This window comes from Streptomyces sp. NPDC094147 (assembly GCF_044764265.1).
Lineage (GTDB): Bacteria > Actinomycetota > Actinomycetes > Streptomycetales > Streptomycetaceae > Streptomyces.
Map to the genome: position 1 here is coordinate 17,748 of NZ_JBIWHT010000026.1, position 24,885 is coordinate 42,632.

21 protein-coding genes and 5 pseudogenes are annotated in these 24,885 nt (G+C 68.2%); 11 read left to right on the forward strand and 15 right to left on the reverse strand.

Annotated elements, in window-relative coordinates; all coding sequences use genetic code 11:
* Positions 1–586: 586 nt before the first annotated feature.
* From ACIQ8J_RS28375 to ACIQ8J_RS28390, 4 genes are all read left to right on the forward strand, one after another.
* Complete coding sequence (locus tag ACIQ8J_RS28375; RefSeq protein WP_403607966.1) at positions 587–1,090, forward strand: DciA family protein; 504 nt, start codon at positions 587–589, stop codon at positions 1,088–1,090.
* Between the two features lie 156 nt (positions 1,091–1,246).
* Positions 1,247–1,378, forward strand: a complete 132-nt coding sequence (locus ACIQ8J_RS28380) for a hypothetical protein (protein WP_403607968.1) — start codon at positions 1,247–1,249, stop codon at positions 1,376–1,378.
* 498 nt (positions 1,379–1,876) lie between these two features.
* A complete protein-coding gene (locus ACIQ8J_RS28385; protein ID WP_403277053.1) occupies positions 1,877–2,605 on the forward strand; it encodes a response regulator transcription factor in 729 nt (242 codons plus the stop codon).
* The gene (locus ACIQ8J_RS28390; RefSeq protein WP_403277050.1) at positions 2,602–4,047 is read left to right on the forward strand and encodes a sensor histidine kinase; all 1,446 of its coding nucleotides are present in this window, start codon (positions 2,602–2,604) and stop codon (positions 4,045–4,047) included. Before ACIQ8J_RS28385 ends, ACIQ8J_RS28390 begins: the two co-directional genes overlap by 4 nt.
* Positions 4,048–4,088: 41 nt before the next feature.
* On the opposite strand, the pseudogene ACIQ8J_RS28395 reads toward ACIQ8J_RS28390, so the two are convergent.
* From ACIQ8J_RS28395 to ACIQ8J_RS28410, 4 genes and pseudogenes are all read right to left on the reverse strand, one after another.
* Positions 4,089–4,244 (reverse strand): annotated as a pseudogene (locus ACIQ8J_RS28395) (IS630 family transposase); the annotation flags it as partial.
* Between the two features lie 71 nt (positions 4,245–4,315).
* Positions 4,316–4,783 (reverse strand): transposase family protein, encoded by a 468-nt coding sequence (locus ACIQ8J_RS28400; RefSeq protein ID WP_403277048.1) that lies wholly within the window; start codon positions 4,781–4,783, stop codon positions 4,316–4,318.
* Between the two features lie 252 nt (positions 4,784–5,035).
* Positions 5,036–6,091, reverse strand: coding sequence for an alpha/beta hydrolase (locus tag ACIQ8J_RS28405; RefSeq protein ID WP_403277046.1), 1,056 nt, complete (start codon positions 6,089–6,091; stop codon positions 5,036–5,038).
* Between the two features lie 286 nt (positions 6,092–6,377).
* Positions 6,378–7,164 (reverse strand): annotated as a pseudogene (locus ACIQ8J_RS28410) (transposase family protein).
* Between the two features lie 366 nt (positions 7,165–7,530).
* Between ACIQ8J_RS28410 and ACIQ8J_RS28415 the strand changes: the two are divergent.
* A pseudogene (locus tag ACIQ8J_RS28415) lies at positions 7,531–7,728 on the forward strand (transposase); the annotation flags it as partial.
* A 183-nt stretch (positions 7,729–7,911) separates the two neighbouring features.
* Positions 7,912–8,799 (forward strand): annotated as a pseudogene (locus ACIQ8J_RS28420) (transposase); the annotation flags it as partial.
* A gap of 168 nt (positions 8,800–8,967) precedes the next feature.
* On the opposite strand, the gene ACIQ8J_RS28425 reads toward ACIQ8J_RS28420, so the two are convergent.
* The 3 genes from ACIQ8J_RS28425 to ACIQ8J_RS28435 are packed head-to-tail and all read right to left on the reverse strand — an operon-like array spanning position 8,968 to position 10,930.
* Positions 8,968–9,915, reverse strand: a complete 948-nt coding sequence (locus ACIQ8J_RS28425; RefSeq protein ID WP_403277043.1) for an ABC transporter permease subunit — start codon at positions 9,913–9,915, stop codon at positions 8,968–8,970.
* 5 nt (positions 9,916–9,920) lie between these two features.
* The gene (locus ACIQ8J_RS28430; protein ID WP_403277040.1) at positions 9,921–10,724 is read right to left on the reverse strand and encodes an ABC transporter ATP-binding protein; all 804 of its coding nucleotides are present in this window, start codon (positions 10,722–10,724) and stop codon (positions 9,921–9,923) included.
* The gene (locus ACIQ8J_RS28435; protein WP_403277037.1) at positions 10,721–10,930 is read right to left on the reverse strand and encodes a hypothetical protein; all 210 of its coding nucleotides are present in this window, start codon (positions 10,928–10,930) and stop codon (positions 10,721–10,723) included. The genes ACIQ8J_RS28430 and ACIQ8J_RS28435 overlap by 4 nt, the downstream gene beginning before the upstream one ends.
* Positions 10,931–11,089: 159 nt before the next feature.
* Here ACIQ8J_RS28435 and ACIQ8J_RS28440 point away from each other — a divergent pair, with 159 nt between their 5' ends.
* The 4 genes from ACIQ8J_RS28440 (at position 11,090) to ACIQ8J_RS28455 (ending at position 15,902) form a co-directional block, all read left to right on the forward strand.
* A complete protein-coding gene (locus tag ACIQ8J_RS28440) occupies positions 11,090–12,355 on the forward strand; it encodes a sensor histidine kinase (RefSeq protein ID WP_403277035.1) in 1,266 nt (421 codons plus the stop codon).
* Positions 12,352–13,029, forward strand: a complete 678-nt coding sequence (locus ACIQ8J_RS28445; RefSeq protein WP_403277032.1) for a response regulator — start codon at positions 12,352–12,354, stop codon at positions 13,027–13,029. The genes ACIQ8J_RS28440 and ACIQ8J_RS28445 overlap by 4 nt, the downstream gene beginning before the upstream one ends.
* A 588-nt stretch (positions 13,030–13,617) precedes the next feature.
* A complete protein-coding gene (locus tag ACIQ8J_RS28450) occupies positions 13,618–14,703 on the forward strand; it encodes a sensor histidine kinase (RefSeq protein WP_403277029.1) in 1,086 nt (361 codons plus the stop codon).
* A gap of 536 nt (positions 14,704–15,239) precedes the next feature.
* The gene (locus ACIQ8J_RS28455) at positions 15,240–15,902 is read left to right on the forward strand and encodes a response regulator (protein ID WP_403607974.1); all 663 of its coding nucleotides are present in this window, start codon (positions 15,240–15,242) and stop codon (positions 15,900–15,902) included.
* Between the two features lie 838 nt (positions 15,903–16,740).
* On the opposite strand, the gene ACIQ8J_RS28460 is transcribed toward ACIQ8J_RS28455, so the two are convergent.
* Positions 16,741–17,139, reverse strand: a complete 399-nt coding sequence (locus ACIQ8J_RS28460) for an ACT domain-containing protein (protein WP_403277024.1) — start codon at positions 17,137–17,139, stop codon at positions 16,741–16,743.
* A gap of 261 nt (positions 17,140–17,400) precedes the next feature.
* On the opposite strand from ACIQ8J_RS28460, the gene ACIQ8J_RS28465 reads away from it, so the two are divergent.
* Positions 17,401–18,215 (forward strand): IS5 family transposase gene (locus tag ACIQ8J_RS28465; protein ID WP_403277071.1). Its coding sequence is split into 2 segments (ribosomal slippage): positions 17,401–17,743 and positions 17,743–18,215, totalling 816 coding nucleotides; the frame shifts between segments, so codons are not numbered across the junction.
* 408 nt (positions 18,216–18,623) lie between these two features.
* Here the strand turns inward: ACIQ8J_RS28465 and ACIQ8J_RS28470 are convergent.
* The 7 genes and pseudogenes from ACIQ8J_RS28470 to ACIQ8J_RS28500 form a co-directional block, all read right to left on the reverse strand.
* Positions 18,624–19,380: pseudogene (locus tag ACIQ8J_RS28470) on the reverse strand (transposase family protein).
* A gap of 200 nt (positions 19,381–19,580) precedes the next feature.
* The gene (locus ACIQ8J_RS28475; protein WP_403277021.1) at positions 19,581–20,270 is read right to left on the reverse strand and encodes a response regulator; all 690 of its coding nucleotides are present in this window, start codon (positions 20,268–20,270) and stop codon (positions 19,581–19,583) included.
* Positions 20,267–21,472 carry a sensor histidine kinase gene (locus tag ACIQ8J_RS28480; protein ID WP_403277018.1) on the reverse strand — a complete coding sequence of 402 codons (1,206 nt, stop codon included), beginning with the start codon at positions 21,470–21,472 and terminating at the stop codon, positions 20,267–20,269. Before ACIQ8J_RS28480 ends, ACIQ8J_RS28475 begins: the two co-directional genes overlap by 4 nt.
* Before the next feature lie 3 nt (positions 21,473–21,475).
* Positions 21,476–23,302, reverse strand: a complete 1,827-nt coding sequence (locus ACIQ8J_RS28485) for a nitrate- and nitrite sensing domain-containing protein (RefSeq protein WP_403277015.1) — start codon at positions 23,300–23,302, stop codon at positions 21,476–21,478.
* 196 nt (positions 23,303–23,498) lie between these two features.
* Positions 23,499–23,927, reverse strand: a complete 429-nt coding sequence (locus ACIQ8J_RS28490; RefSeq protein ID WP_403277012.1) for a roadblock/LC7 domain-containing protein — start codon at positions 23,925–23,927, stop codon at positions 23,499–23,501.
* Positions 23,928–23,986: 59 nt separating this feature from the next.
* Positions 23,987–24,607 carry a GTP-binding protein gene (locus ACIQ8J_RS28495; protein ID WP_403277009.1) on the reverse strand — a complete coding sequence of 207 codons (621 nt, stop codon included), beginning with the start codon at positions 24,605–24,607 and terminating at the stop codon, positions 23,987–23,989.
* Positions 24,588–24,866 carry a DUF742 domain-containing protein gene (locus ACIQ8J_RS28500; RefSeq protein WP_403277006.1) on the reverse strand — a complete coding sequence of 93 codons (279 nt, stop codon included), beginning with the start codon at positions 24,864–24,866 and terminating at the stop codon, positions 24,588–24,590. The genes ACIQ8J_RS28495 and ACIQ8J_RS28500 overlap by 20 nt, the downstream gene beginning before the upstream one ends.
* Positions 24,867–24,885: the final 19 nt, after the last annotated feature.

The following is a 24,885-nucleotide window of genomic DNA, read 5'->3' on the forward strand; positions in this document are numbered from 1 at the left end:
GGCTGCTGGCGGTACTCCTCGATGGAGCGGAACGGATACTGGACACGCCGGCCAAGCGCGCTGCGGCTGTGGAGGACTGGCGTGACTCCCGCACCGCAGCCGAACGGCGCCATCGGCAATGGGCCGTGGTCCCAAGCGGCCCGCGAAACCGGGCGGTGCAGCGGATGGTCGCCGCAGCACTCATACCGCGACCGCCCCGGATCCCCTCGCAGGCACTCATGCCGACGGAGGGCCCAGCGCTGTCCGCCGCGGATCTGAAGGCCCTGAGAGACACCGCCCGCGGCGAGTTCATGCGGGGGGAGACCACACTGGTCCGCTCAGCCGTCGAAGCCTGGGGGCACGAAGCCGCCGAGGAGTTGTACGGCAGCGCGCTGGTCCACCGTGCCGTACAGCTTTCCACCGGAACGACGCACATGCTCCTTGGCGGCCAGCGTTCGGGGCCGAGGTGAGGGACATCGGCGGTCGCCCACGCGGCACAGGTGGGCAGGATGTTGGGCCGTCCTGGCAGGGTGGGACCGACCTGGCGCGCATGGCGCTCCAGGCGGCGCGCGAAGCCGCCCGTGGGGGCAGGGAACAGGGAGCCCGGATGGTGAACAGAGCGCGGTCGTCGCGAAGAGAGGGTGGGCGGGATCCTTACGCACTGGGCACAGTCGTCGCGGCCGTGGTGGCTGAGCGGGCCTGGGACACCGCGCTGCCCGAGAACACCGTGCTGGACCAATGGCCTGTCTCCGCCCCTGAACTCGCCCGGCACGTCGCAGCGGTGTGCTTCGCCATCGACGAGGGGCGACTGGACCTGCTGCCTGATTCGCAGGCCTATGCGGTGCAGGTGCGCCTCACCGCGGATCGGCTAGTCGAGCGGATCAACACGGAGTTGGGCAGAGCGGCGATCCGGAGGATCCGTGTCCTGGTACCGGGATCCGCCGACGCTGCGGGGCCCGCTGAGGCGGCGGACAACCGCGACGACGCACCCACCGGTCCGGAGCCGTCCGCCGGCTACCGCAGAGCGCTCGCGGCACTGCGCTCCAGCAAGGCGGGCCGGTCTGGCGGTCCAACGACGCCTGTGGTGCGGGTGGGACAAATCCGTGAGTAGGTGCGGGCTGCGCGAGTATATTCGGGGCCAGACGTCTGCGGATTACCTGAGTGGCAGCCGGGCCAGGGGGCGCAGCCCTCTCAGCTGTCCTGGGTCTCGACCGTGGGCGCGTGGTCGTGCCACGTGCAAAAGACCGAGCTCTCCCGAGCTCCTTTGGTGAACGTCACCCGGATCCACTTGCCCTGGTTCCAGGACTGCATCTGCCAGTCGGACGACGGCGTCGCGCTGACCAGCGAGGCGGAGGTGGCGCCCAAGTCGAAGACGACGCGGCCTCCGGTGACGGTATAGGCCTTGATGCTGCTGGCTGGAGTACTCGGCTCGGATGCGCTGGAGCTGGGGGAGCCTTTGCTCCTGGGGGATTGGTGCGCGGGCTGACCTGGTGTCCCGCTCTGTGGGGCGCGGGCCGACGGGCTGTTGGACGGTGACGGTGGTGCGTCGCGGGCGGGGGAGGGCGAAGTCGATCCGGCTGACAGAGGAGTGGGGGCAGGCGAGGCGCCAGGGGGAGACTGCTCCGCAGTGATGGGCAGAGCCTGTGGTGGATCTTGGGCGCTGGACATCACGTCGTGTATGCCCCACCACGGCAGGATCACGACGGTCCCCATGGCCAGGAGCCAGACCGTTCCTCGCACGAACGCTCGTTGCATTTCTTCAGGCTATCGGGGCTGCATCTGGGATGCCAAAGGAGGATCCCCAAATGGTGAATTGGGAAATTGACCGGTGGCTTGCGCCGCTGTACTGAATGACGTTCCCGAGGGGGCCGGTCGGCCATGACATACACTTTTGGCCATGGCAAGTGTGCTCGTAGTCGAAGACGATCCGTCGGTGCGCTCCGCTCTTATTCGGCATCTGTCCGATGCGCATCACACGGTCCGCAGCGTTGGCACAGCGCTTGAGGCGCTGCGGGAAGTCTCCTCGCAAGACCTGGACGTCGTTATTCTCGACCTGGGGCTTCCCGACCTCGACGGGTCGGAGGTTTTGAAGATGATGCGCGGTATCACCGACATTCCTGTGATCATCGCAACCGCGCGGGACGACGAGGTCGAGATCATACGGCTGCTCAACACCGGCGCCGACGACTACTTGACTAAACCATTCTCGGTGGAGCAGCTCTCCGCCCGCCTGGCGGCCGTCCTGCGCAGGGCCCGGATGGGCACCCCCGACCAGCGGGATCCCACGGGCCTCATCCGTGTAAATGACCTGTGCATTGACCCGTTGCGCCGGAAGGCAGCCCTGGGCGACCAGCCGCTGGAACTCAGCCGCCGCGAGTTCGACTTGCTGGCATTCCTCGCCAAACGGCCCGGCATTGTCGTATCCCGCCGCACCCTGCTCTCCGAAGTGTGGCAGCAGTCCTACGGCGACGACCAGACGATCGATGTCCACTTGTCCTGGCTGCGCCGCAAGCTCGGTGAAACGGCCGCGCGGCCGCGCTACCTGCACACCATCCGGGGGGTCGGCATCAAACTCGAGTCCCCGGGCACGGCGAGAGACCCCGAGACGATGGCCCACAGCGCATGAGGTGGGCGCTGGTCCGGATATGCCTGACGGTGACCGTGATGGTGGTGGCGGCGTTCGCGGTGCCCCTCGGCGCCGTCGTCCAGCAGATGGCCCGTGACCGGGCCTTCACCAACGCCGAGCGGCAGGCAGCCACGATCGGACCTGCCCTCTCCATCACCACGGACCGGCAACAACTCGGCAAGGCCCTCGCCTCCACCCAGGCCGGCGCACAGGAGTGGATGGCTGTCCATATGCCACGCGATCCGGCCGCGCCGGACGGTACGGGATGGGAGTTGGGAACCAGCCGGGCACGTGCCGGGGACGTGGAGACCGCTCAAGCCCACGGGCAGGTGGCACGGGCCGCCGTCCCAGGCGGCTGGGTCGTGCTCCAACCAACGGCCCTGGGAACCGGCCGGATGGCCGTGGTCGAAGTGTTCGTCCCGACGGCGGAGGTCACGGCGGGCGTGGGCACCGCCTGGCTGGTGCTCGCCGGTGTAGCGGCAGCCCTGGTGGTCGGTTCGGTGGCCGTTGCCGACCGGCTCGGTGTCCGCATGGTGAGGCCGGCCGAGCGCCTCGCGCGCGCCGCGCATGAACTGGGGGAGGGGCATCTGGAGACACGGGTGCCGGAAACGGGACCGGCCGAACTCCGCGCGGCGGCAATGGCGTTCAACTCCATGGCCGACCAGGTCCTACAACTGCTTGCCGCCGAGCGGGAGCTGGCGGCCGACCTGTCCCACCGGCTGCGGACGCCGCTGACAGTGCTCCGCCTCAACGCGGCGTCCCTGGGGCAAGGACAAGCCGCCGAGCAGACCCGCGCCGCCGTCGAACAGCTGGAGCACGAGGTTGACACGATCATTCGTACCGCCCGCGAGCAGCGCCCCCCAACCCAGAGCGCCGGGAGCGAGAGCGGCGGCTGTGATCTTGCGGAAGTGATCCGCGAGCGGATGGACTTCTGGTCGGCACTGGCCGAGGACGAGGGCCGGGAGGCGCACTTGGCAGGCGTGTCGGAGCCGATCCATCTACCTGTGTCCCGAGCCGAGTTGACGGCCGCGCTGGACGCGATGCTGGGCAACATCTTCCGACACACCCCGGTGGGCACCGCCTTCGCGGTGGACGTCCACCGGGGAGACGGCATGGTCATCCTCCTGGTCTCGGACGCGGGCGAGGGCATTCCCGATCCCGACCGGGCGCTGCTCCGCGGCAACGACGGGGCCCAGCAGGGTTCGACCGGCCTCGGGCTCGACATCGTGCGCCGCCTGGCCGAGTCGACCGGAGGGGATGTCGGCATCGGCAGCTCCATGCTCGGCGGCGCGCAGATCAGGGTCCGGCTAGGCTGCGCGTCCCGCCCGGCGGACGGGACGCGGCCCCGGGGGCGGCGAGCCCTGCGGGGACGTCCTGCGGTGGCGCAGGGCTCACGGGCACGCACCAACCGGCGCCGCAAACGCGGTGCGGCGCGCCCGTAGTGTCCTGCGCCGGGAATTCGATCAAGATATGCGGCGAGTCGTTAGAGGAGCTTGTCGGCAGTCTTCGTCCAGACGAATGGCCTGGGGTCCTCGTTCCAGTTCTTGGTCCAGGCGCGGATGTCCTTCTCCAGTGCCTGGATGCTCTTGTGGACTCCGCGGCGTATCCGCTGGTCGGTGAGGAGTCCGAACCATCGCTCGTCGGGTAGGACCACTGCATTGCTGCGGTCCCCCCTCAGAACCGGCCGTGCCCGATTTCCGAGCAACCGGCTCAAGCAAGCTCCACGGGCTCGCGGGCGGACAGAAGTGCTGGTCTCCGGCCTGCGCCGGTGGCCAGCCGACGATGACCGTGGGTGTGAAGCAGGCGTGGGGCGGCGGTTTTGTCCGGCGTGCCGTTGCCCCCGTCGGCGATGACCGCTTGTTTACGGATCGCGGTGCGGGTCAAGGAGCCGCTTTGGGAACAGCGGTCGAGACGTATGCCGAGGCGTTCCAGGACGCGCGGCGGAGCGTCGGTGATCCACTCGCTGACTGCCAGCAGAGAGGTCGCTCCCGCCAGAACTGCGCACGCGGTCAGCGCGAGCACGGCAAACAGAGCGTGCCATACGCCGCGTGGGTCTCGCGGGTCGGGCACCTCGGCCAGCCGCTCCAGCAGGCGCGGAACCTCGTTGGATACGGCCTCGGGATGCTCGCGGAGCTGGTCAAGTGCAGGAGGGATTAGCGATGATGCGTCGACAGGCACGTTCTTCCACTCAAATCACGGGGCGTTGAGAACTCCATGATCTTGGAAGCCGTGCCTGTCACGTTCCGGGGCACCCACCACCGAGCTGACAGATCGTCACGCACAGGATGTCACGTGACTACGCCGAAGCCCTGCCTGGCCCTGGGCCGAGCCCCGGTTGAACGTTCCGTAGTTGTGGCTACACCTGGGCTATATGACGCGACGTCAATGACCTACCCAGACCAGGCTTACCGTTTTCTCTTCAGGACGGGTCTATAGCCAGAGTCTGGCAGTTTCGGTCCAGTGGTGGGCTTCTTGGGCTATGGCGTGGGTGAGATTGTTCATAGCGTACTGCATGGCGTAAGCGACTGAGGGGCGGGTTCGGTGATTCTGGTGTATGAGGTTTTGCGGCTGGCCCATGACGATCTGTGCGATGTTGTGAACGGACTCGCTACCGGCGTCGTAGTAGTGGCTGTGTTCGGAAATCATGTTGCGATCCGGACCGGTGTAGTCGGCACGGAAGCGAGTCGCGCCGAATGCGCGGTGGGCGGGGTCGGTTCCGAACCTCTGGAGGTAGGTCACCGCGTCCATATTGGATGCGCCGACGAAGACGTTATTGGTGCCAACCTTGAGATCGGCGGCGTGGTCGGCGTACGAGCCGGGGCTTCCGAGGAGGATGAGCGAGTCGGCGAATCCTTCTTGACGGGTGGCGGCCAGCCCCACGGTCGCGCTGCCATAGCTGTGGCCGCTGACGGTCAGTCGCGGAGCAGGCAGGTTGAGCCGGCGGCGTGAGGCGCTCTGGTTCCAGCCCTGCTTCAACTCATCAAGGTCGCGTCTCAGAAGCTTCTCTCCCTCCTCTGCGTAGGATGCCAGACCGGCCTGGGGGACAAGGGAAGGGGGCTGGTATCCCATCCAGTACACAACGGCCACGTTCGCTTCGGGATTGCCCTCCAAGCACTCTTGGTGGAGGCTGCGTGCTCCCTCTGCACACCAGGGCAGTGTTGCGAGGCTGTGCCCTGTGCCAGGGACGCAGAAGGCGACATACGCGGCGTTCTCCAGATCGCCGACGACGATGGCAGCCCGGCCACCCCCGCCGAATGCCATGGGGTCGTAGGCCCACAACTGCCCCTCGTATCCAGAGTGTCCGAGGATGTTGAGGGCCTTGCGGACGTACGTGGCATTGGTGCGGGTCTTCAGGTCATCGGAAAGCAGGTCGCCGATCAGAGCTCTCCGGTTGCCACCGTATGCGGGCCCAAATGCCGCAGACGTGTCTTTGAGGCTCCGGGACGGCTGGCCCGCCCACTTCCTGAGCGCAGGTGTCGTCGCCATTTGGGTTTGGGCGACCTGTTGAGCAGCTTTGCGTCGGTGCTGTCGGTTGGATTTCCTGTGTGCCTGCCGCTTGGCATGAGCGGTGGCACTCGCCTGAAGGGGCAAGTGTCTTCTCCTGACAGTGTGCAGACCACAACCACAGGATCTCAGCAACTGCCGCTGTGATCGGGACATGCCCTGTATCGGGTCGTACAAAGCCTCAGTATCGCTGTCTCCGGTATGCACAGTCCTATCCAGGAGCTGACATGGAGTATCCAAAGGGTGATTAGTGAGGTTTTCTCAGGGATCACTGCCGGGCGTTGTTGTGGACGAGGGCCGCCTGGGCGATGGCGTCGGTCCGGTTCGGGCTGAGTGTGACGTGCTGGAGTGTGCGCCAGCGCTGTTTCAATATGGCCATGGGGCGTTCGCCGGGGAAGCGGAGTCCGCGCGGGAGTTTGTTGTAGGTCTGGTTGTTGGGGCCGAGGCCGCCGGGCAGGTCGGTGTTCGCGGAAGGGAACGTGGATGCCTGCGCCGGCGCCGAGGTAGGCGATGTCGGCCAGGGTGGGCAGGCCGTGGACGGCAGCGTGGTAGAGGGCGGGAAGCGCGTGGAGGCGGGCGGCGGACAGGTCATGGGTGCTGCCGGCTTCGACGTCGGAGACCCATAGGGGTGTGCCGTCGGGGGCGGCGAGGAATTGCACGTTCCCGGCGAAGTGCTTGATCCGGATCGGGTACCAGAGATCGGTGCCGCGTTCGGTCTCCCCGGCCACGCGGTCGCAGCGGACGAGGGTGCCGTCCAGAACCACGAACGGCACACCCTCATGCAGGCAGCGCTCCAGGATCTCGGCAAGGTCTGGCGCCCGGGCCGCCAGGACGTCGATGCCTTCGTGAAGGTAGCGGTAGCCGGTGGCCTGGGAGATGCCGGCATCCCGGGCGAGACAGTGCACACATGTGTGGTCGCGGAACCAGCGCAGTATGAACACGGCCTTGCGGAACGGGCCCAGCACCCGCGTCCCACGCCGGGTCCCGATGGCCTGTCGGTGTGCGGCCAGGAGGCGGGCGACGAACTCAGCCACGGGACGAGGAACGTCGGGCATGGCACCATGAGATTCCAGTGAAGCCTCCTGGGAACAGCGGAAACCGTCGCAAGTCCCGTCCTACCAGGGGCTTCACGTGCTGTTCAGAGGTCACGCAGGTCGAACACCTCTACCAATGCACTCACTTGCTGAGAAAACCTCAGTGGGCGTCTGAGGCCCCCCGGTCAGGGCAGGGCTTCGGCGGCGCGGTGCAGCAGGAGCATGACCGTAGCCAGGTAGATCGCGTTCTCCTGGGTGGCGGCCAGGTACTCGCAGTCCTTGGAGAGCCTTCGGCAGCGGCCCAGCCAGGCAGTTGGGTAGGCCGCGCGGCGAGGTGCCTCTGGGTGAGGTCCTTTTTCGACGGCCCTTCCCCGGGGCCAACCTGCGTGGCCGCCCGGCCAGCTCGTGGTGGTCTCGGTGCTGCAGTTCCTGCAAGGGCTGTCGGACCGCCAGGCAGCGGCGTCGGTCCGTGGCCGGATCGACTGGAAGCTGTTGCTGGGGCTGGAACTGACCGATCCGGGCTTCGACTACTCGCTGCTCAGCGAGTTCCGCGACCGCCTGGTGGCCGACGACCGGCACGAGCGCGTTCTGGATGCGGTACTTGACCGGCTGCGGGAGAAGGACCTACTCAAACGCCCGGCGCGACAGCGACCGACTCCACCCACGTCTCCGGACCCTGAACCGGCTGGAGATGGTCGGGGAAACCCTGCGGGCCGCGCTGAACGCCCTGGCCGGTGCCGCTCCGGACTGGCTGATCTCGTGGGCACCGGACGATTGGTTCCACCCGGTACCAGCGCCGGATCGAGGACTGCCGGCTCCCCAAGGCAAGCAGGCCCGCACCGAGTACGCCGAACAGATCGGAGCGGACGGCGCCGTACTGCTCACCAGTGTCTACGCGCCGGGCCCGATGCACCGCCGTGGCTGGGCGAGATCGACCGGCTCACCGGTGAGGTCGCCGCCATCGCCCGCGCGACGCTGCGGGACGTGGTCGCTGTGGAACGCAACGCTCGCCGCGTGCTGGGCAACCGGCCGTCGGGACGGCTCACGCACCTGCTCGGCGAGCTGGCCGAAACCGTGGCTGGCACCCGGCGTCTGCTGGAGCAGACCAGACTGCGGCTGGCGGGCATCCGCACGATTCCCGACCGGCTGGTCTCGTTGGCCGACCCCGACGCCCGGCCGATCCGCGAGGGCCCCCAGCACCCGACCCAGTTCGGCTATACCGCGCTGGTGGCGAGGACGAACGTGGCTTCGTCGTCGACCACCAGGTCCAGCGCGGGAACCCGGCCGACGCGCCGCAGTTGGTCCCCGCGGTCGAGCGGGTGACCGCGCGGACAGGCCGGGTGCCGGCAACCGTGGTTGCCGACCGCGGCTTCGGCACCGCGGCCGACGACCGGGCCCTGGCCGAACTCGGCGTCCGGCGGATCGGCCTCCAGCGCAAGGGCACGTTGGGAAGAGCTCGCCGTGCGTACGAAAGCAGCCGCCACTTCCGGCGCATGCGTAACTGGCGAGTTGGCATCGAAGCCCGGATCAGCCATCTCAAGCGCAGCTTCGGCTTCCGCCGCACCCGCCTGCGCCGCCTGACCGGCGCCCAGAACCTGGGCCGGACTCGGGATCTTCGCCTACAACCTCCAGCGGATGGCCGTCGTCAGCCAATGACGCGAGGCCACCCGCAGGAGACACCACCACGACCCGCCCCCGGCACCGCCCCTCAGCTGGACGAACCCTTGTCCAGGGGCAAGGAACTATCGAGCACAACTCCAGTCACCTCAGCACGAAACGAGACGCCCGGTGAGAGCGTGTCCTGGGCGTGCCCGCACTGGATCTTCAGGTGAGCCGACGGCGAGTCCACCAGAAGCAGAAGATCCCCAGCGCTGCGGCGGCCGCCAGACAGACGCCCGTCTCCATCCACTGCAGCGGCCACAGGTGGGACGTCGGGTGGTACTCCGCCCACTGTCCCGTCACCCCGTGCTGCGTCAGGCACTGTTGGTAGTTGTCGGCTGCGAAGCACTCGTCAACCTGCCCGACGCGCTGCCCGGAGGACGTGAGCAGACCTTGGCCGAGTACCCAGGCCCCGTCCGGCGCGGCCTGCGTGGCGGCGTCTTGGTGCTGGGCGAAGGCGGCCGGCCACAGCGCGCCACGTACGTTCTCCAGCGTGAACAGAAGACCGGCTCCGAGCAGCACCGTCGCGCCCATGGCCGCTACCGTGCGCCGGATCAGCAGGCCGCAGGCGACCCCGATCATCAGCATCAGGAGCGTCTTGGCGACCGGGGCTGGCCCAATGGCGTCGTACGGCATCCAGCGGTACCAGGGAAGGGCGCTGCCGAGCGGGACTGAGACCGTGTGCCACCACCAGGTCGCGGCGGCAGTGATCAAGCCGCTGAACAGCACCGTTATGACGGTGGGAACGGCGAGCTTCGCCAGGAACCAGCGTGTCCGTGTCACTGACTGGGACAGTGCGGTGCGATAGGTGCCGGACTCCAACTCCTGGGCGAACAGGGTCGCGCCGAGGAACGCGCCGACGACCAACGGGAGCAAGACCAGGGCTCGTAGCGGCGTCCGCAGCGGACTCTGGTGCTCCTGTTGGAATGCGGGCACGGCCTCCGCGCAGTGCCGGGACAGCTCAGCGACCGGGCCAGTACATCCGTTCAATTGCTGAGCGATGGCGTCCGCCGCGCCGTACCGGCCGAGGAGGCAGTAGCCCACAAGGGCGGCGGTCCCGGCCGAGACGGTCCAGAAAGCGGTGCGGTGCTGGCGCCAGACCAGCCAGGTCACGCCCCTCACACTGTCTCCCGCGCCGAGGTGGGACGGGCGGCCGTAGTGATCAACGTCGGCAGGCCGGGGGCACGCAGATAGGTCATGAGGAGCTGTTCCAGCGAGGAGGGTTGGGCGCCGTCGGCCTGGTGGGCGGCGCGGAGTTCGTCGATTCCGCCAGCGAGGCGGACCCGGCCGGAACCGATCACGAGCAGGAAGTTGCAGATGTCCTCCAGCTCGGAGACGACGTGCGAAGACAGGAGCACGGTGGTGCCGTGCGCGGCCGCCTCCGTGGTCAGGAGTTGTGCCATCTCGTAGCGTGCCAGCGGGTCCAGGTCGGCCATGGGCTCGTCCAGCATCAGCAGGCGGGGGCGCTTGCCGAAGGTGAGGGCGAGGGCGACCCGGGTGCGCTGGCCGCCTGAGAGCGAGCCGACTCGCGCACTGATGGGGATGTTCCCTGTAGAGATGACGCGCTCGGCGGTGGCCTGGTCCCAGGTGGGGTTCATCTCGCGGCCCATGCGCAGGATCTCGGCAACCCGGAAGCCTCGGTAGAGCGGTTTGTCTTGGCTGAGGAACGCGGTCGAGTGGCGGGCTGCGGGGTCGCGGGGCGGCGCCCCGAACACCTGGATCGAGCCGGCGGTGGGGGTGAGGAGATCGGCGGCCAGGGACAGCAGGGTGCTCTTGCCGGCGCCGTTGGGGCCGACCAGGGCGCAGACCCGGCCAGCGGGAATCTGAAAAGTGCAGTCCTTCAAGGCCCAGCCGCGCCGGTAGTGGCGGCCAAGGCCGACGGCGCGCACCGCGGGGACGTCGGGGTGGTCCGTTCCGCTCATCGCCCGTACCGGGCCCGTCGTACGGCGAGCATTGCGAGGCCCGCGCCCAGCAGGACCAGGAGCACGTTGAGCGTCCAGTACGGCAGGTAGATGTTCAGCGCGAGGCGGTCGAGCACGGTGCGGACCAGTGGCATCCCGCCGCGGGTGATCAGCAGCACGGAGAGTACGCCGAGGAGCATGGTCGGCAGTTTCAGGTCGGTCTTCATGGCGTCGACGCTAGGAGGGGCATCCGGTCGGAGACATCGGCGCAAGGTTGATAGCAGACCCGACCTTGTGCGGGTGCCGGGTAACCAAAGTTTGTGTTCTTGTGACGAAGGAACGAATGCAGCATTTGATCGAATTTGTGTCACGTAATCTGTGACCTCATGTCCCGAATCTCCCGCATCTCTCGCGAGCGGTTCATCGACCTCGCCGTCGTGCTCTTCAGCGCCGGCCTGTCGGTGGCGCTGGCCATGGCGCGCAGCAATCCGCTGCTCATGTTTCCGCAGTTGCCGGTGAGTGCAAGGCTGCTGTACCCGGTGGAGGAACTGATCGCGTTCGTCACTCCCAGCCCGGGGCCGATGGTTCTTGCCCCGGGGCCGGTTCTTGGAGTGTGCGGAGCTCTCGCACTGTGGGGGCGGCGCCGCTTTCCGCTCGTTGTCGTCGTGATCACCCTGGGGCTCGGGTTCCTGTCGTCGGCCGTCACGGTCTCGGCGATGGTGGCCCTCTTCACTGTTGCGTCGCTGCGCTCGGTACGTGCCACTGCATGGGTCGCGGCCGGGGCCGCTCTGCCCGTACCGCTCGCCACGCTGCTCCACGCGTCGCCTCAGGACGGGCTCTCCATCCTGGGCGGGCTGCTCATCGCCTGGACCCTGGTGGCTCTCGCCATCGGCTGGGGCCTGTTCGTCCGCTCGCGCAGGTTGCTCGTCGTGTCGCTGACCGAGCGGGCGCGGCAGGCCGAAGCGGAATCGGCCCGGCGGGAGCTGGAGGCCCAGCAGCGGGCCCGCGAGGACATCGCGCGCGAGATGCACGATGTACTGGCGCACCGGCTGTCGCTGTTGAGCGTCCACGCGGGAGCGCTGGAGTTCAACAAGTCGCCCGACCTGGCTGACGTCGGGCAGGCGGCGGGTGTGATCCGGGAGAACGCCCACCAGGCTCTGGGGGACCTGCGCATGGTCATCGGCGTTCTGCAGACACCAGCGGACGAATCAGCCGCCGGTGACGAGCGCACCGAGCGGCCGGCAGAGGCGCCCCAGCCCGTCCTGGCAGACCTCGGCCGGCTCGCGCGGGAGTCCCGCGCCGCCGGCATGCGTCTCCAACTGGACGTGCGGGTCGAGAACCCTGGAGCGGTCCCGGCACTCGCGGGCCGCACTGCGTACCGGATCGTCCAGGAGGCCCTGACCAATGCCCGCAAGCACGCTCCGGGATCCGGCGTCCGCGTCGAAGTGAGCGGCGAGCCAGGCAGCGGCGTCGACGTCATCGTCCGCAATCCGGTCCCGGCGCAGCGCGTGCAGTCCGCGCTGGCCATCCCGGGCTCCGGGCGGGGACTGATTGGCCTATCCGAACGCACCTCGCTGGCCGGCGGGCAGCTGCGGCACGGTCCGAACGGCGGGGACTACCTCGTCCAGGCCTGGCTCCCGTGGTCGCCATGATCCGTGTTCTCCTCGCCGACGACGATCCGCTGGTACGGATGGGGCTGCGGCTGATGTTCGGCAGCGTTGACGACATCACCATCGTGGCGGAGGCCACCGACGGCGAACAGGCCATCGAGCTGGTCCGGCAGCACGCCCCCCATGTTGTCCTGCTCGACATCCGGATGCCCGTCATGGACGGACTGGCCGCCACCGTGGCCTTGCGGTCCTCACCTCGTCCTCCCGTTATCGTGATCCTCACGACGTTCAACCCGGATGACTACGTCGTACGGGCACTCCACGCCGGAGCTGCCGGATTCCTGTTGAAGGACACCCCGCCGGCGGACATCGTGGCCGCTGTGCGCCGCGTGGCGGCCGGCGAACCGGTCCTGTCGCCCGCCGTCACGCAGCAGCTCATCGCTCGGGTGGCCGCACCGCCGCCCGAGCCCACCGACTCCCGGGCGGCGGCACGCACCCTTCTGCAGCGCCTGGCCACGCGCGAGTACGACGTCGCGCTCGCCATCGGTCAGGGCCGTACCAACGCCGAGATCGCCGCTAACCTCTACATGAGCGTGCCGACCGTCAAAGCACATGTGTCGAGCATCCTGGCCAAGCTGGATGTGACCAACCGGGTCCAGGTCGCTCTGATCGTGTACGACGCGGGGCTCCAACCAGCGCCGAGACCGGACCGGTAGCGGATTGCTGCTGTTCCGTGTGTGCGTGTCGGGGCGGCGGTCGTGGAGTGGTCTCCCAGGCCGGTGCCGTGCTGTTGGTCGAGACAGTCCGGAACTGTGCAGCGGCAGTGCAAGATCGACGGTGCCCAAATTCCAAGGAAACGAGCATCGGCTACCTCGGGACCCTTGGCATCAAGCACATCGTGTGCTATCCGGCGGCATCCGGTAGACCCTTCTGGGGAAGCGATCCATTCGGGCCGAGTAGGGCCTACCATCCCCGCCCCGCCTCAAGACGCTTCACCGTACCTTCCTGGTCCTCGGAGCCGGAATGCGTCCGGCTCCGAGGGTGCTTCCTGAAGGTTACGAAAGCTCCCAGGCGGGCCGCATTCTGCACAGGAAGGGCACCCCGACTACGCGGAGGACTGGGGCAGCTCTGCATGGCGGTGCATGCTTGGCCATCAAATAGCCGCTTACATCACATATTGTCCATATGTGATCTTTGCTGGTTTCGGGAAGCGGTGGTCGGTGCCCTCCCTGTGTGCGCGCCTGTCACTCGTTGATGTCGCTGTCGCGGCGTCTGTGGCGGCGTATGGGGTGGCTGATTCACTCGTGCTGGCCCGCAATGGCTTGCTCACTGGCCACTCGCAGTGGGCGGCCACGGTTGCGGGGCTGCTGGGGTTGGTGGTGGTGTCTCGACGCCGCTGGCCGTTGACGGTGACGTGGATTGTCCTGGTGGGGAACGTGCTGTGCTACGCGCCAGCTGCGTTGATCGTCGCGCTGTACACCGTCGGCTCGCGCCTGCGTTCACGGTCCGTGGTGCTGGGGGTGATCGCCGTTGCGGCGCTGGTGTCGGAGTTGTGGGCCGCTGCGCCCGGCGGGCGGGGCTTGGATCTGGTCCACGGTGTGCCGTTCGTGGCGGCCCCGCTGTTGACCGGCCTGTTCGCGGCCACTCAGCAGCAGTTGAACGCCAGTGTGCGCGAGCGCGCGGCCGCGTTGGAGAGGGAGCAGGTCCTGATCGGCGAGCGGGTGCGTGCGGACGAGCGCACCCGTATCGCCGGGGAGCTGCACGATGTGGTTGCTCACCGGGTCAGCCATGTCGTGCTGACCGCCGGCGCCCTTGGGGTCAGTGCGGACCGTGGTCCGCACTGGGTGCGTGCGGAGGCCGAGCGTATCCGGCGCACTGGGGTTCAGGCACTGCAGGAACTGCGTGAGGTCCTGGGCGTTTTGACGGCTGGCCAATCCGGCAGTGACGGGCCGCTGGAGCCCATGCCCGCTGCCGCAGACCTGGACGTGATGGTCGCTGACTGCCGCCACTTGGGGATGGACGTGCGACTGGCGTTGACCGGCCAGCTCGAGGACCTGCCGGCCGCGACCCAGTTGACTGTGTACCGGGTGGTCCAGGAATCCCTGACCAACGCACTGAAACACGCACCGGGCGCTGCGGTCACTGCCGAGGTGGAGTGCCGGGAAGAGGCCGTGCACGTCCAGATTGCCAACGGGCCGGCCGCCACCGCCGCGCGCACCGACCTGCCCTCGGGCGGACACGGCTTGCTGGGCCTGGCTGAACGCCTGCGCGTGATGGGCGGCACGTTCTACGCATCCGACCAACCCGGAGGCGGTTTCCTGGTCCAGGCCCACATGCCCGTCCACCGCACGCAGTCCACCGTGTTCCTACCCACCACCGACCAGCCATGACGTCCACCCCGGCCATCGCCCACAAGCAGCGTCCATGCCAACAGCCGAGCCCTCTGGGACGGCGCCCCCGACAGCGGCGCGCTGACGAGCGCAGCCCGCCAAGGCTCTGTCGGGCGGATTTTCACAGCCTGGGAGATAGGGTGCCCCGCTGAGCCACGAGCCCGGCAGGCACCTGGGCTGTCACCGCATAGTCGTACCTGGGGAGCGCGTCGCGACCGCTCCGCCGGCCAGCCGCCGACGAAGTGGTCCGTTGTGCGCCATCCTCGCGTACGGGACCCTGGACGGGTGCCAGGCCGTCACCGCCGACCTGAACCGGACAAAGGCGCCAGCCTGAACACAGTGAGGTCGGGGCTGGAGGGCGAGCCTTCACAGGCGCGGCCACCGCGCCAGTCTCCGACCCTACTCAGGTCGTTCCGGGGCGGCTCGGCGTCCATTGCGGGCAGGTATGGCGCGACACCGGCTGGGCTCCACCATCCAGAGCGATTGAGGTGTGTACTGGTGAGCGAAGCGCGTAGCGGATCGAGGTGGTCGCGTTGGTGAAGGTGATGGTGGTCGACGACGATGCGATCGTGCGCCGGGGATTGCGGACCATCCTGGAGTCGGCGCCGGACATCGAGGTACTGGCCGAGGCCGCCGACGGCCAGGCAGGCGTCGAGCAGGCCCGACGCCTGATGCCGGATGTGATCTTCATGGACATTCGGATGCCGCGCCTGGACGGGCTGGCCGCGACCCGGGAGATCTGCGCGCTCCCGGTGGCAGTCCCGCCGCGGGTCGTTATGCTGACCACGTTCGGCTTGGACGAGTATGTGGCCGAGGCGCTGCGCTCGGGGGCGGTGGGCTTCCTCCTCAAGGACAGCGCACCGACCGAACTCCTCGAAGCGGTGCGCATCGTCATGGACGGCAACGCCCTGCTGTCCCCCGCCGTGACTCGACGACTGATCACCGCATTCGCCGACCGCGTGCCCTCCATCACCCACGACCAACAGGCCAGGCTCGGCGAGCTGACCGCACGCGAGACGAAGGTACTCACCCTGCTGGCGCAGGGCCTGTCGAATACGGAGATCGGCGCTCGGATGTTCCTGGGCGAGGGAACCGTCAAAGGCCATGTCAGCCGCATCCTGTCCAAGCTGGGTGCCGCCAACCGGGTGCAGGCTGCGATCTTCGCCCACAACGCAGGACTGGCCACCGGCACGTCGTAGCCAACTCCCCCCAGCGACACCCGGCACGTGAACGAGGATCACCCACGGCGAGGCTCGCCGCGTGACACCACCTCCGTGCCCCCAGCATGCTCCCGACAGGGTTACCGGTAGTTCGTTAGATTCGGCGGGTCTATCAGGAATCAGGCTCTTCCAACATTTTTCGTAGCCGTTGATCGCGTGAACTGGCCTGTGGTGCGGGGGTGTTGACGGTGGCACGCTGGCAGCGTGTGCCATCGAGCTGGAGGACCTGCTGCCGCAGTTGGCCACGGTGCGGGTCGAGACGGTTGTGGCCGGCGAGAATCTGGTATGGATCACGGCACGGACGCATACCGACGTCCCGGTTTCCTGTCCGGGTGCGGGCGGGTGTCGAGCTGGGAGCACAGCCAGTATGTGCGGCATGTCGCGGGCGAGGCCGTCGGTGGCCGTCCGGTGATGATCGACCTGTCGGTGCGGCGGATGTACTGCGAGAACCCGGACTGTGCGAAGCCGACGTTCGCCGAGCAAGTCGCGGGCCTGACGCTGCGCTACCAGCGCCGGACCCCGGCCCTGCGGGCCGTCGTTGAGGCGGTGGCCCGCGCCCTGGCGGGCACGGCCGGCGCCCGGTTACTTCTGCACCTGCACCAGGTGCTCAGCTGGGCCACCATGCTGACCTGTCTCCTGCGCATCCCCCTGCCCGAGCGGCCGGTGCCCCGGGTACTGGGGATCGACGAGTTCGCCCTTCAGGGGAGGGACACACCGGGCGGTCGCCATCCGGTACGAGAAACTCGCCGTCCGATACGAAGCGACCGTTCTCGTCGCGGCTATCAACGAATGGCTGTGACCAGGCCGGTTGCGGAGGTCAGACGGACCGTTGCACGAGGCCTTCCAGCAACACGACTGCCTCGGCCGCGCGCTCGTAGGGAATGAAAAGGTGGTCGTGATGGAAACCGGCCACGACGTTGCAGCTCAGGCCCGCCGCAGCGAGCTCCTGGGCAACAGCGGCAGTGAGTCCGACGGCATCCAGGGCGGAATGGACGCGCAGCGTGATCCAGGCCGCCACGTAGTCATAAGCGAGCCCTGCCGCATCGGCGTCCTCAAGCCGCAGGACCAGAGTCAGACCCTCCTGCTCGGCGACCGTGACGACGGGCGTGAGACCTGGCGGGATACCGGCCTCGACGACAGTGAAAACATAGCGGCCCGGCCTCAGCTCGGGACTCATACCACTCAGCAGCTTCTGCAGGTCAGTCTCACCACTCATAACGACGATCCTACGCAAACTAGGAATACAGAACCTCCCTCACCTCCCGTTCGGCTCTGCGGGGCCACACTCCCGAACCGCACTTCCGGGGTCGAGGGGGATCTCTCCAGTTCCCAGGACAGCCTTCCGACCGTTCCACGCCCCACTGCGCCGGGAGGTTCTTGAGTACTCACTCCAGGTCCCCAAGTGCCTTCCGTAGCCTTCGCCGTAAGTGGGTGTTAAGACCGTGTCCTACATGGTCAGTTGGTGGTTGTGCTGGGTATGGGGAGTGGACAATGGGGATGGATCGTTCCCGACGGCTTGTGGGAGCTGGCAAGGCCGTTGCTGCCGGCGGCGCGGGTACGTCCGCAGGGCGGTGGGGTCACGAACATCGATGATGAGGCTGTATTTGCGGCGATCATCTACGTTCTCGTCAGTGGCTGTGCATGGCGGGCGTTACCGCCATGCTTCGGAGCGTCGAAGTCGACCGTGCACCGCCGCTTCGCCATCTGGTCCCGCGCCGGGGTCTGGGGCCGACTGCATCAGAAGGTTCTCCAACTCCTGGACGAGCAGGACTTGGTCGACCTGTCCCGTGCAGTCCTCGACTCCGCGCACGTGAGGGCTAAAAAGGGGGCGAACAGACAGGTCCGAGCCCCGTGGACCGGGGTAAGCCGGGTTCCAAGATGCACGTCCTGTCGGATGCGAACGGACTGCCCCTACGCGTCGGACTCTCCGCGGCCAACACCCACGACAGCCTCGCCTTGAAGCCGATGCTGTCCCATTTCCACATGGGACACGAACTCCACGCGGCGGATTCGAAGCCGCAACGCCTGCATGCCGACAAGGCGTATGACGTCCCGCACCTGCGGCGATGGCTATGGGGCAAGCGCATCGGTGTCCGTATCGCCCGCAAGGGCATCGACTCCAGCGAGCGGCTTGGCCGTCGTAGGTGGGTCGTCGAGCGCACCATGTCCTGGCTGACCGGCTACCGACGGCTCAATCACCGGTATGAGCGGCAACCAGGCAACTACCTGGCCTTTCTTGGACTGGCAGCGGCGCTCTGCTGCTACAAGCGGTTACTCAAACTGACCATGTAGGACACGGTCTAAGTCCGATCTTCCTCGGTTCGTGATCGCTCGAGCGTGGTACTGATCGCCGCGCAGGTCGTCTGGTGGGCATGTCTATGTTGAGATTCGGGGCGTGAAGAGAGAGCCGCCTCAGCGACTTATTGAGCCGAAACTGGTGGGTTTCCTACTCGGCTGTGTAGCGGACGTGGTGGGCCTTGAAGTAGCCGCAGATGATCAGTCTCGGCGCAATAACGAAACCGTCCACGCTGCGTTGGGATTGACAGGCCGTCAAGTTGCAGGAGGATGGAGACCGCGTCGGACAGTGCTCCGACCTCGCGACCTGCAGCTTCTCGCCCGTCCGGTGCAATTCCCGAGGGTTGGCGTAGACGATGGCTGTGACGTCGAGGTAGGCGTGACCGAGGACTTCCTTGAGCTTCTTCAGCGGTGCTGCTCCAGAGTGAGGATGGCCTTGGCCATTGACGTGAGTCGGTTGGGGCTGCAGCGGGAACGGCGGAAGATGCGCCAGGACTTGAGCCGGGCAAAGGCCCGTTCAACAGGACTCCGAAGCCAGGAGTGTGCGCGGTTGATGCAGTTTTGATGGGTGGTCAGCTCTCGGCCGCCGTGGCGTTTGAACGGCGTGCAGAAGGTCCCGCCGGCCCCTACGTATGCCTTGTCCGCCAAGGCCGGGATCTTCAATCGCTCACACATCGTGATGATGTGGTGGGTCCGCGCTGCCGCGATGTCCACGGTCCGTCCGGGCAGTGCGGGCGAGTGCCAGATCACCTCGCCGGCCGGATCGGTGACGGCCTGGATGTTCACACCGTGGCGTCTGGCCTTGCCAGAGTAGTTGCGTTGGCCCTCGCCGACCCGGTCGCACTCGGCGATGGTGCCGTCCACCAGGACGTACTCGGGCTTGGCTTTCCGTAGCGCCCGGGACAGGGACGGGGCATTGGGGGCGAGGAGCACCGTCACGCTGTGTACGTAAGCGTGGGCGTGGGGCGGTGGCTTCGCTGGTCCCGAAACCTGCGGCGATCTTCGCGAGGGTGGTGTGCTCTCGCAGGTAGACCAGCGCCACCAGGGCCCGTCCCGACGGGCGGAGCTAGCAGCGGCGGTCACCCTCCTGGGTGACGATGAGCATGGTGACCCACTCCACGAGTGCATGCGGCAGGTCCAGTGCGCAAGGATGGGTAACCAACGAGGCCATCTGGCTGATGAGTTGAGACGTGAGACATCTCGCTCAACAGCCCGAGGGCCTCGCCTGTCACGGGATTCCCTCTGTCACCTGATCAGTGGGCTGAAGAAGCTCCTTGGGGCAGAAGCGGGGAGGGAGTTCGGACACGCCCGCACGACGACACCTGATCCGCAGCCGCAGAGCCACAATCCAGCGAAGCGCTGCTAAGCCGCCGGGCTGTCGCCCGGCCCGTCCCCCGGATTGTTGACCAGCCCGATCGTGTAGGCGACCACCGCCGCCTGGGTGCGGTTGTTCAGGCCCAGTTTCGCAAGTGTCCGTGACACATAGGTCTTCACGCTCGCACCCGCCAGGTGCAGTTCCTTGGCTATCTGGCCATTGGACATTCCCATGCCGATCAGGCGCAGCACCTTGCGTTCGCTCTCGCTGAGTGCAGCGACCCGCGCCTCGATGTCGTTGACGTGCACCGGGGTGCGCAGTGTCGCCTGGCGTACGAGGTTGCGCAGGAGCTCCGGGGCGAAGACGCGGCCTCCGGAGGCGATGACGCGCAAGGCGGAGAGGAGTTCCTCGCAGCGCAGGTCCTTCAGGAGGAAGCCGCTGGCGCCGGCGTCGAGGGCCTCCAGGACGTGGTTGTCGCTGCTGTACGTGCTCAGGACGAGGACGTGCGGGGGAGCTGGGAGCTGGACCAGTTTGCGGGTGGCGCAGACGCCGTCCATGTTCGGCATGCGCAGGTCCATTAGCGCGATGTCGGGCTGGTGGAGCTTCGCCTGGATGATCGCGTCCGCACCGTCGGCGGCCTCGCCCACCACGACGAACTCCTCCGTCGACTCCAGCATCATCCGCAGGCCCGACCGGATGATGGCCTGATCGTCGACGATGATCACTCGAATGGTCACGGTGCGGGTTCCTTCTTCTCGGGGTGCGGAAGTGGGATGACGGCTTGGACCTGGTGACCGCCGTCCGGCAGTGGCCCGGCGCGGAAGTGGCCGCCTGCCGCCGTGATGGCCTCGCGCAGGCCCGCGAGGCCCAGCCCGCCCGAGCTCACGGGGAGGGGCTGGTGCGGGGAGGGGCCGTTGCGGATGGTGAGGGAGACCGCGTCGGCCGAGAACGCCAGGCCGATGTGGACCGGGGCGCCGGGGGAGTGTTTGGCCGCGTTCGTGAGTGACTCGCGGCCCACTCGGTACAGCAGGTTCTCGGCCTGAGCGGCCAGGGTTCGGGGCGTGCCGCTGACCGAGTACGCGGCGTCCATGCCGATCGCCCGCATGTTCCGCGTCAGCTCCGCCAGGAACTCGTGGCAGTCCGGCTGCGGCGCCTGCCGGTCGGTGCCGTGCGGGGCGCGCAGCTCGTCGATGACGCCGCGCAGCTCGCGCATGACAGTGAGGGCGCCCTCCTGGAGCTCCTCGAAGTCCCGGGCCGCTTCGGGCGGCAGCCCCTTGCGGCGCTGGGCGGCCCCGGCGCGCAGCGCCAAGTACGTCATGTGGTGGCCGACGTTGTCGTGGATCTCGAAGGCGAGCCGGGTCCCCTTCTCCGTCAGGGCGAAGCGGGCCACCTGGTCGGTGGCCGCCTCGGCCCGGACGAGCCGTGCGCGCAACTGCTCCTTGAGTTCCCGCTGGCGCCGTATGACGTGCCCGTAGCAGGCGGGCAGGACGAAGGCGAGACCCGTGAAGTACACGCGCCACGGCGAGCTGCCGATCAGTTCGCCGGTCAGCCACCGGGTGCTCAGATAGGCCGCCGCGGCGAGGCCCACGATCGGCGCGCGCCAGCGGGTGCCGTACCGGCCCACCGCGTACGCCGCGGCGGCCAGCGACGTCCCCTCGTCCGAGGTCAGGGTCGCGGCGAAGGCGACCAGGGCGCAGATCTCCGGGTGCGTCCGCCGCCACATCAGGCTCGCGGCCGCGATCAGCGCGCACAGGCAGCTGACCGGATAGCTGTGGACGAGGCCCGTACGGTACGACGTCGCCAGGGCGAGACAGCTGGCGGCCGTGACGAGCGCGGCGAGCGCGGCGTCCTGGACGTGCCGGCGCCGGGGCGAGGGCGTGTCGCAGAGGGCCAGGGAGCGCAGGCGGCGGTGGGCGAGGGTGCATATATGGGCCGGCATGCGTCACTCCGGCCCTGGTTGTGCCGGCGGACTCACCAGGAGGGTCGCCGGAAGGGATACGGCGACGGTGGTGCCGTGCTGCGTCGAGTCGATGTACACGCTCGCGCCGTGCAGCGCGGCCAGGCAGTTGACGGCGTACAGACCGGTGCACTCGGACTGCACCCAGTCGACGGGCAGTTCGCTCTGGAGCCGCACGTTGAGCGCGTCGAGCTGCTCGCGGGGAATCCCGCCCCCGCCATCGCTGACGCGGACGACGGCGCCTGCGGTGGCGGTCGTCTCCGCCGACAGGAGGACGGAGCGGTGCGCGGGCGAGAACTTCGTGGCATTCTCTATCAATTCGGCCATCATGTGCGTGATGCCGTGCACGGCCCGCGCCTTGAGGAACAGGCCGGGCACCTCCGGGCCTACGACGGCCCGGGTGTAGTCCTCGACCTCGGCCGCCGCGGCCCGAAGGACGTCGACGAGCGGGGCGTCCTCACGGTGGCGGCGCCCGGGGTCCTCGCCCGCGAGCACGAGCGTGGTCTCGCCGTGGCGGCGCATGCGGGTGGCGAGGTGGTCCAGCTGGAAGAGCGAGCCGAGGGTGGCCGGGTTCTGCTCGGCCATCTGCAACTGGCTGAGCAGGTCGAGCTGTTGGTGCACCAGAAGGTGGCTGCGCCGCGACATGGCGGCGAGCTTGCCGCGCACGGCGGCGCGCAGCACCGCCTGCTGTGCCGTCTGGCCGACGGCCTCCTTGACGACCGCGTCGAACGCCCGCGCCACGTCCCCCACTTCGTCCCGGTGGCCGAGGTCGACCGGCGTCACGTCGACCGCTACGCGCTGCGGGTCGGGGGAGCGGGACATCCGGTGGACGAAGTCCGGCAGTTCGTTCTGCGCCTTGAGCGCCGCCCGGCGTAGCCGGTGCAGTCGGCGCACGAGTCTGCGGGCGGTCAGGGCGGCGACGGCGGCCGAGGCGGCGAGGACGGCCGCGACCAGGGCGATGTGCCACATCATGGTGCGCCGGGCCTGGTCCCGGGCCGCGGACGCGGTGTGCAGGGACTGAGTGAGCAGAGCAGCTTCGACCTCGTGCATCCGGTCCAGGACGCGCGAGCTGCAGGCGACCCACTGCGCGGGCGCGGGGCGCTCTCCGGCCACGGCCTTGCCGAGCGGCTCGGCGAGGCAGGACGCGTCGACGGCGACCTCGGGGGCGGGGCGGCCGAGTTGCTGGGCCGCGGCCTCGAACTCCCGCGACATGAACTGGCGCACCCCGTCCTGCCGGGTGAGGAGGGCCTGCTCTTCCTTGATCAACTTGCCTGTCACAGTAGGGGAGTTGATGAGCGCACGCTGGGCGGAGAGCGCCGAGGCCCCTGCGGCGAGCGTGTACGGAGCCCAGGACGTGGCCACGGCGTGCGCACCAAGGCCACCGGCCGGAACGAGGGCGATCATTGCGTCGACGATGGTGGTGTAGGCCGCGATCGACGGCAGCAGCGCGGTCCGCTTCGTCATCTCGCCCTTGCGCACCGAGACCAGTTGGTCCAGGGCCTCCCCGCTCTGCGCGAGCCTGGTCGCCACCTCCTGGTCGCCCGTGCTGCGGGCGGCCGCCGTGCGGAAGTCCTTCAGCGCCGTGTCCGTCAGCTCGCGCCGCTGGGTGACGCCGTCGTCGACCCGGCCCGCCGCCACGGACAGGGCGTCCCGTTCGTTTTGCAGGTCGCGTGCCAGGGAGGCCGCGGCCACGGAGAGCAGCGCCCGCCGCTCGGCGGTGACGCTCTGGGCGGAGTGAGCGGTCGCCTCCCGGATCTGGAGTGCGGCCAGAGCGATGGCCAGGGAGACCGGCAGGGCCAGCACTGCGGTCACCTGTACGCCAAGTCGCCGATGGCGCAGCCAATGTGTACTCATGTGATCCCAAGTCATGGAGCGGTGGTGCCGATGAGCGCCCAACCAGCCCAACCTTTCGTCACATTACGGACTAACTGCAGCTTAGAGCATTGCCATTGGCGGACGAACACGGGCAAAGGTTGACCGGCCTCCGACGCTTGTGCCGGACGGTCCGTCAGCCGGGCTGGAGGAAAAACCGGCCGAGGTGTTCCCGGGTCGTGCCGTCCAACAGCGTGGCGATGTCGCCCGCCAGCACGGACGTTGCGTACATGACGTGCCCGGTATCCGTGTCTGCGTCGCACAGCACGACCAGGCTCGTCTGGGAGTCGACGGGCGCCATGCACAGGTGGTGCCGCTGCATATTGATCACCACGGCCCCCACCCAGCCGCTGCCGTACGCCTGGGCCGCCGCCCTGGTGAGCGAGACCAGGCTCGACGACAAGGCGGCGAGCCGCTCGGCGTCGGCCGTGTCGGTGGACGGGTCCGCGCACAGCACGAGGCCGCCGGCCGACAGCAGTACGGCCCGCTGGACGCCCGGTATCGCCGACCAGGACTCGTGGATGACGTTCCGGATGCCCAGAGCTCGGTTGTCGACTGACTGCATTCTTCTCTCCGTTCCGAAGGACCAAGGGCCGTTTCACAAGCCCGTTCCACGCGCCCGCTTCACAGGCTCGCGGTCGCGCGCGCCGATCCGGCCACTCCGGCGAGGCGCCGCTCCAGGGCGTGCTCCACCATGTGGATCAGGACGTCCTGGACCGCGGATCGTTGCCGGGCGTCGGTCTGTACGACGGGCACGTCCTCGCTCAGCTGCAGGGCGCGGCGGACCTCGTCTGGCGCGAAGGGCTGGCGGCCGTCGAACCCGTTGAGCGCGACCACGAACGGCACGCCGCACTCCTCGAAGTAGTCGACCGCGGGAAAGGAGTCGGCCAAGCGCCTGCTGTCCGCGAGGACGATCGCGCCGATCGAACCTTGGACCACGTCGTCCCACATGAACCAGAAGCGGTCCTGTCCCGGCGTGCCGAACAGGTACAGGACGAGGGACTCCTCCAGGGTCACCCGGCCGAAGTCCATGGCCACCGTGGTGGTTCGCTTGGTCGGCACGTGGTTGAGACTGTCGATGCCCTCGGACGCCACGGTCATGACCGCCTCCGTTCGCAGCGGGACGATCTCGGAGATGCTGCCGATCAGCGTGGTCTTGCCGACGCCGAAGCCCCCGGCGACCACGATCTTGGCCGATGACATTCTCTCGGCGGAAGACGGCTGTTTAGAGGCTGTGAAGTCCACTGAGGACCCTTTCCAACAGTGCGGTGGTCGGCCGATCGCCGATGGGTTCCATGACCGCGACGAGTCCCGTGGTGGACAGGTCCGCGACGAGGATGCGGGCGACCCCCACGGGCACCCGCAGGTGCGCGGACAGTTCGGCGATCGAGGCTGGCTCGGTGCACAGGGCCAGAATTAGGTTGTGCTCGGGCTGTCCCGCCGTGACTGGGCTCCGCCGGTTGGCCACGACCAGGGCCTCCAGGGGCAGTTCCAGGTGCGTCACCGTCCGCCCGGCCGTGATG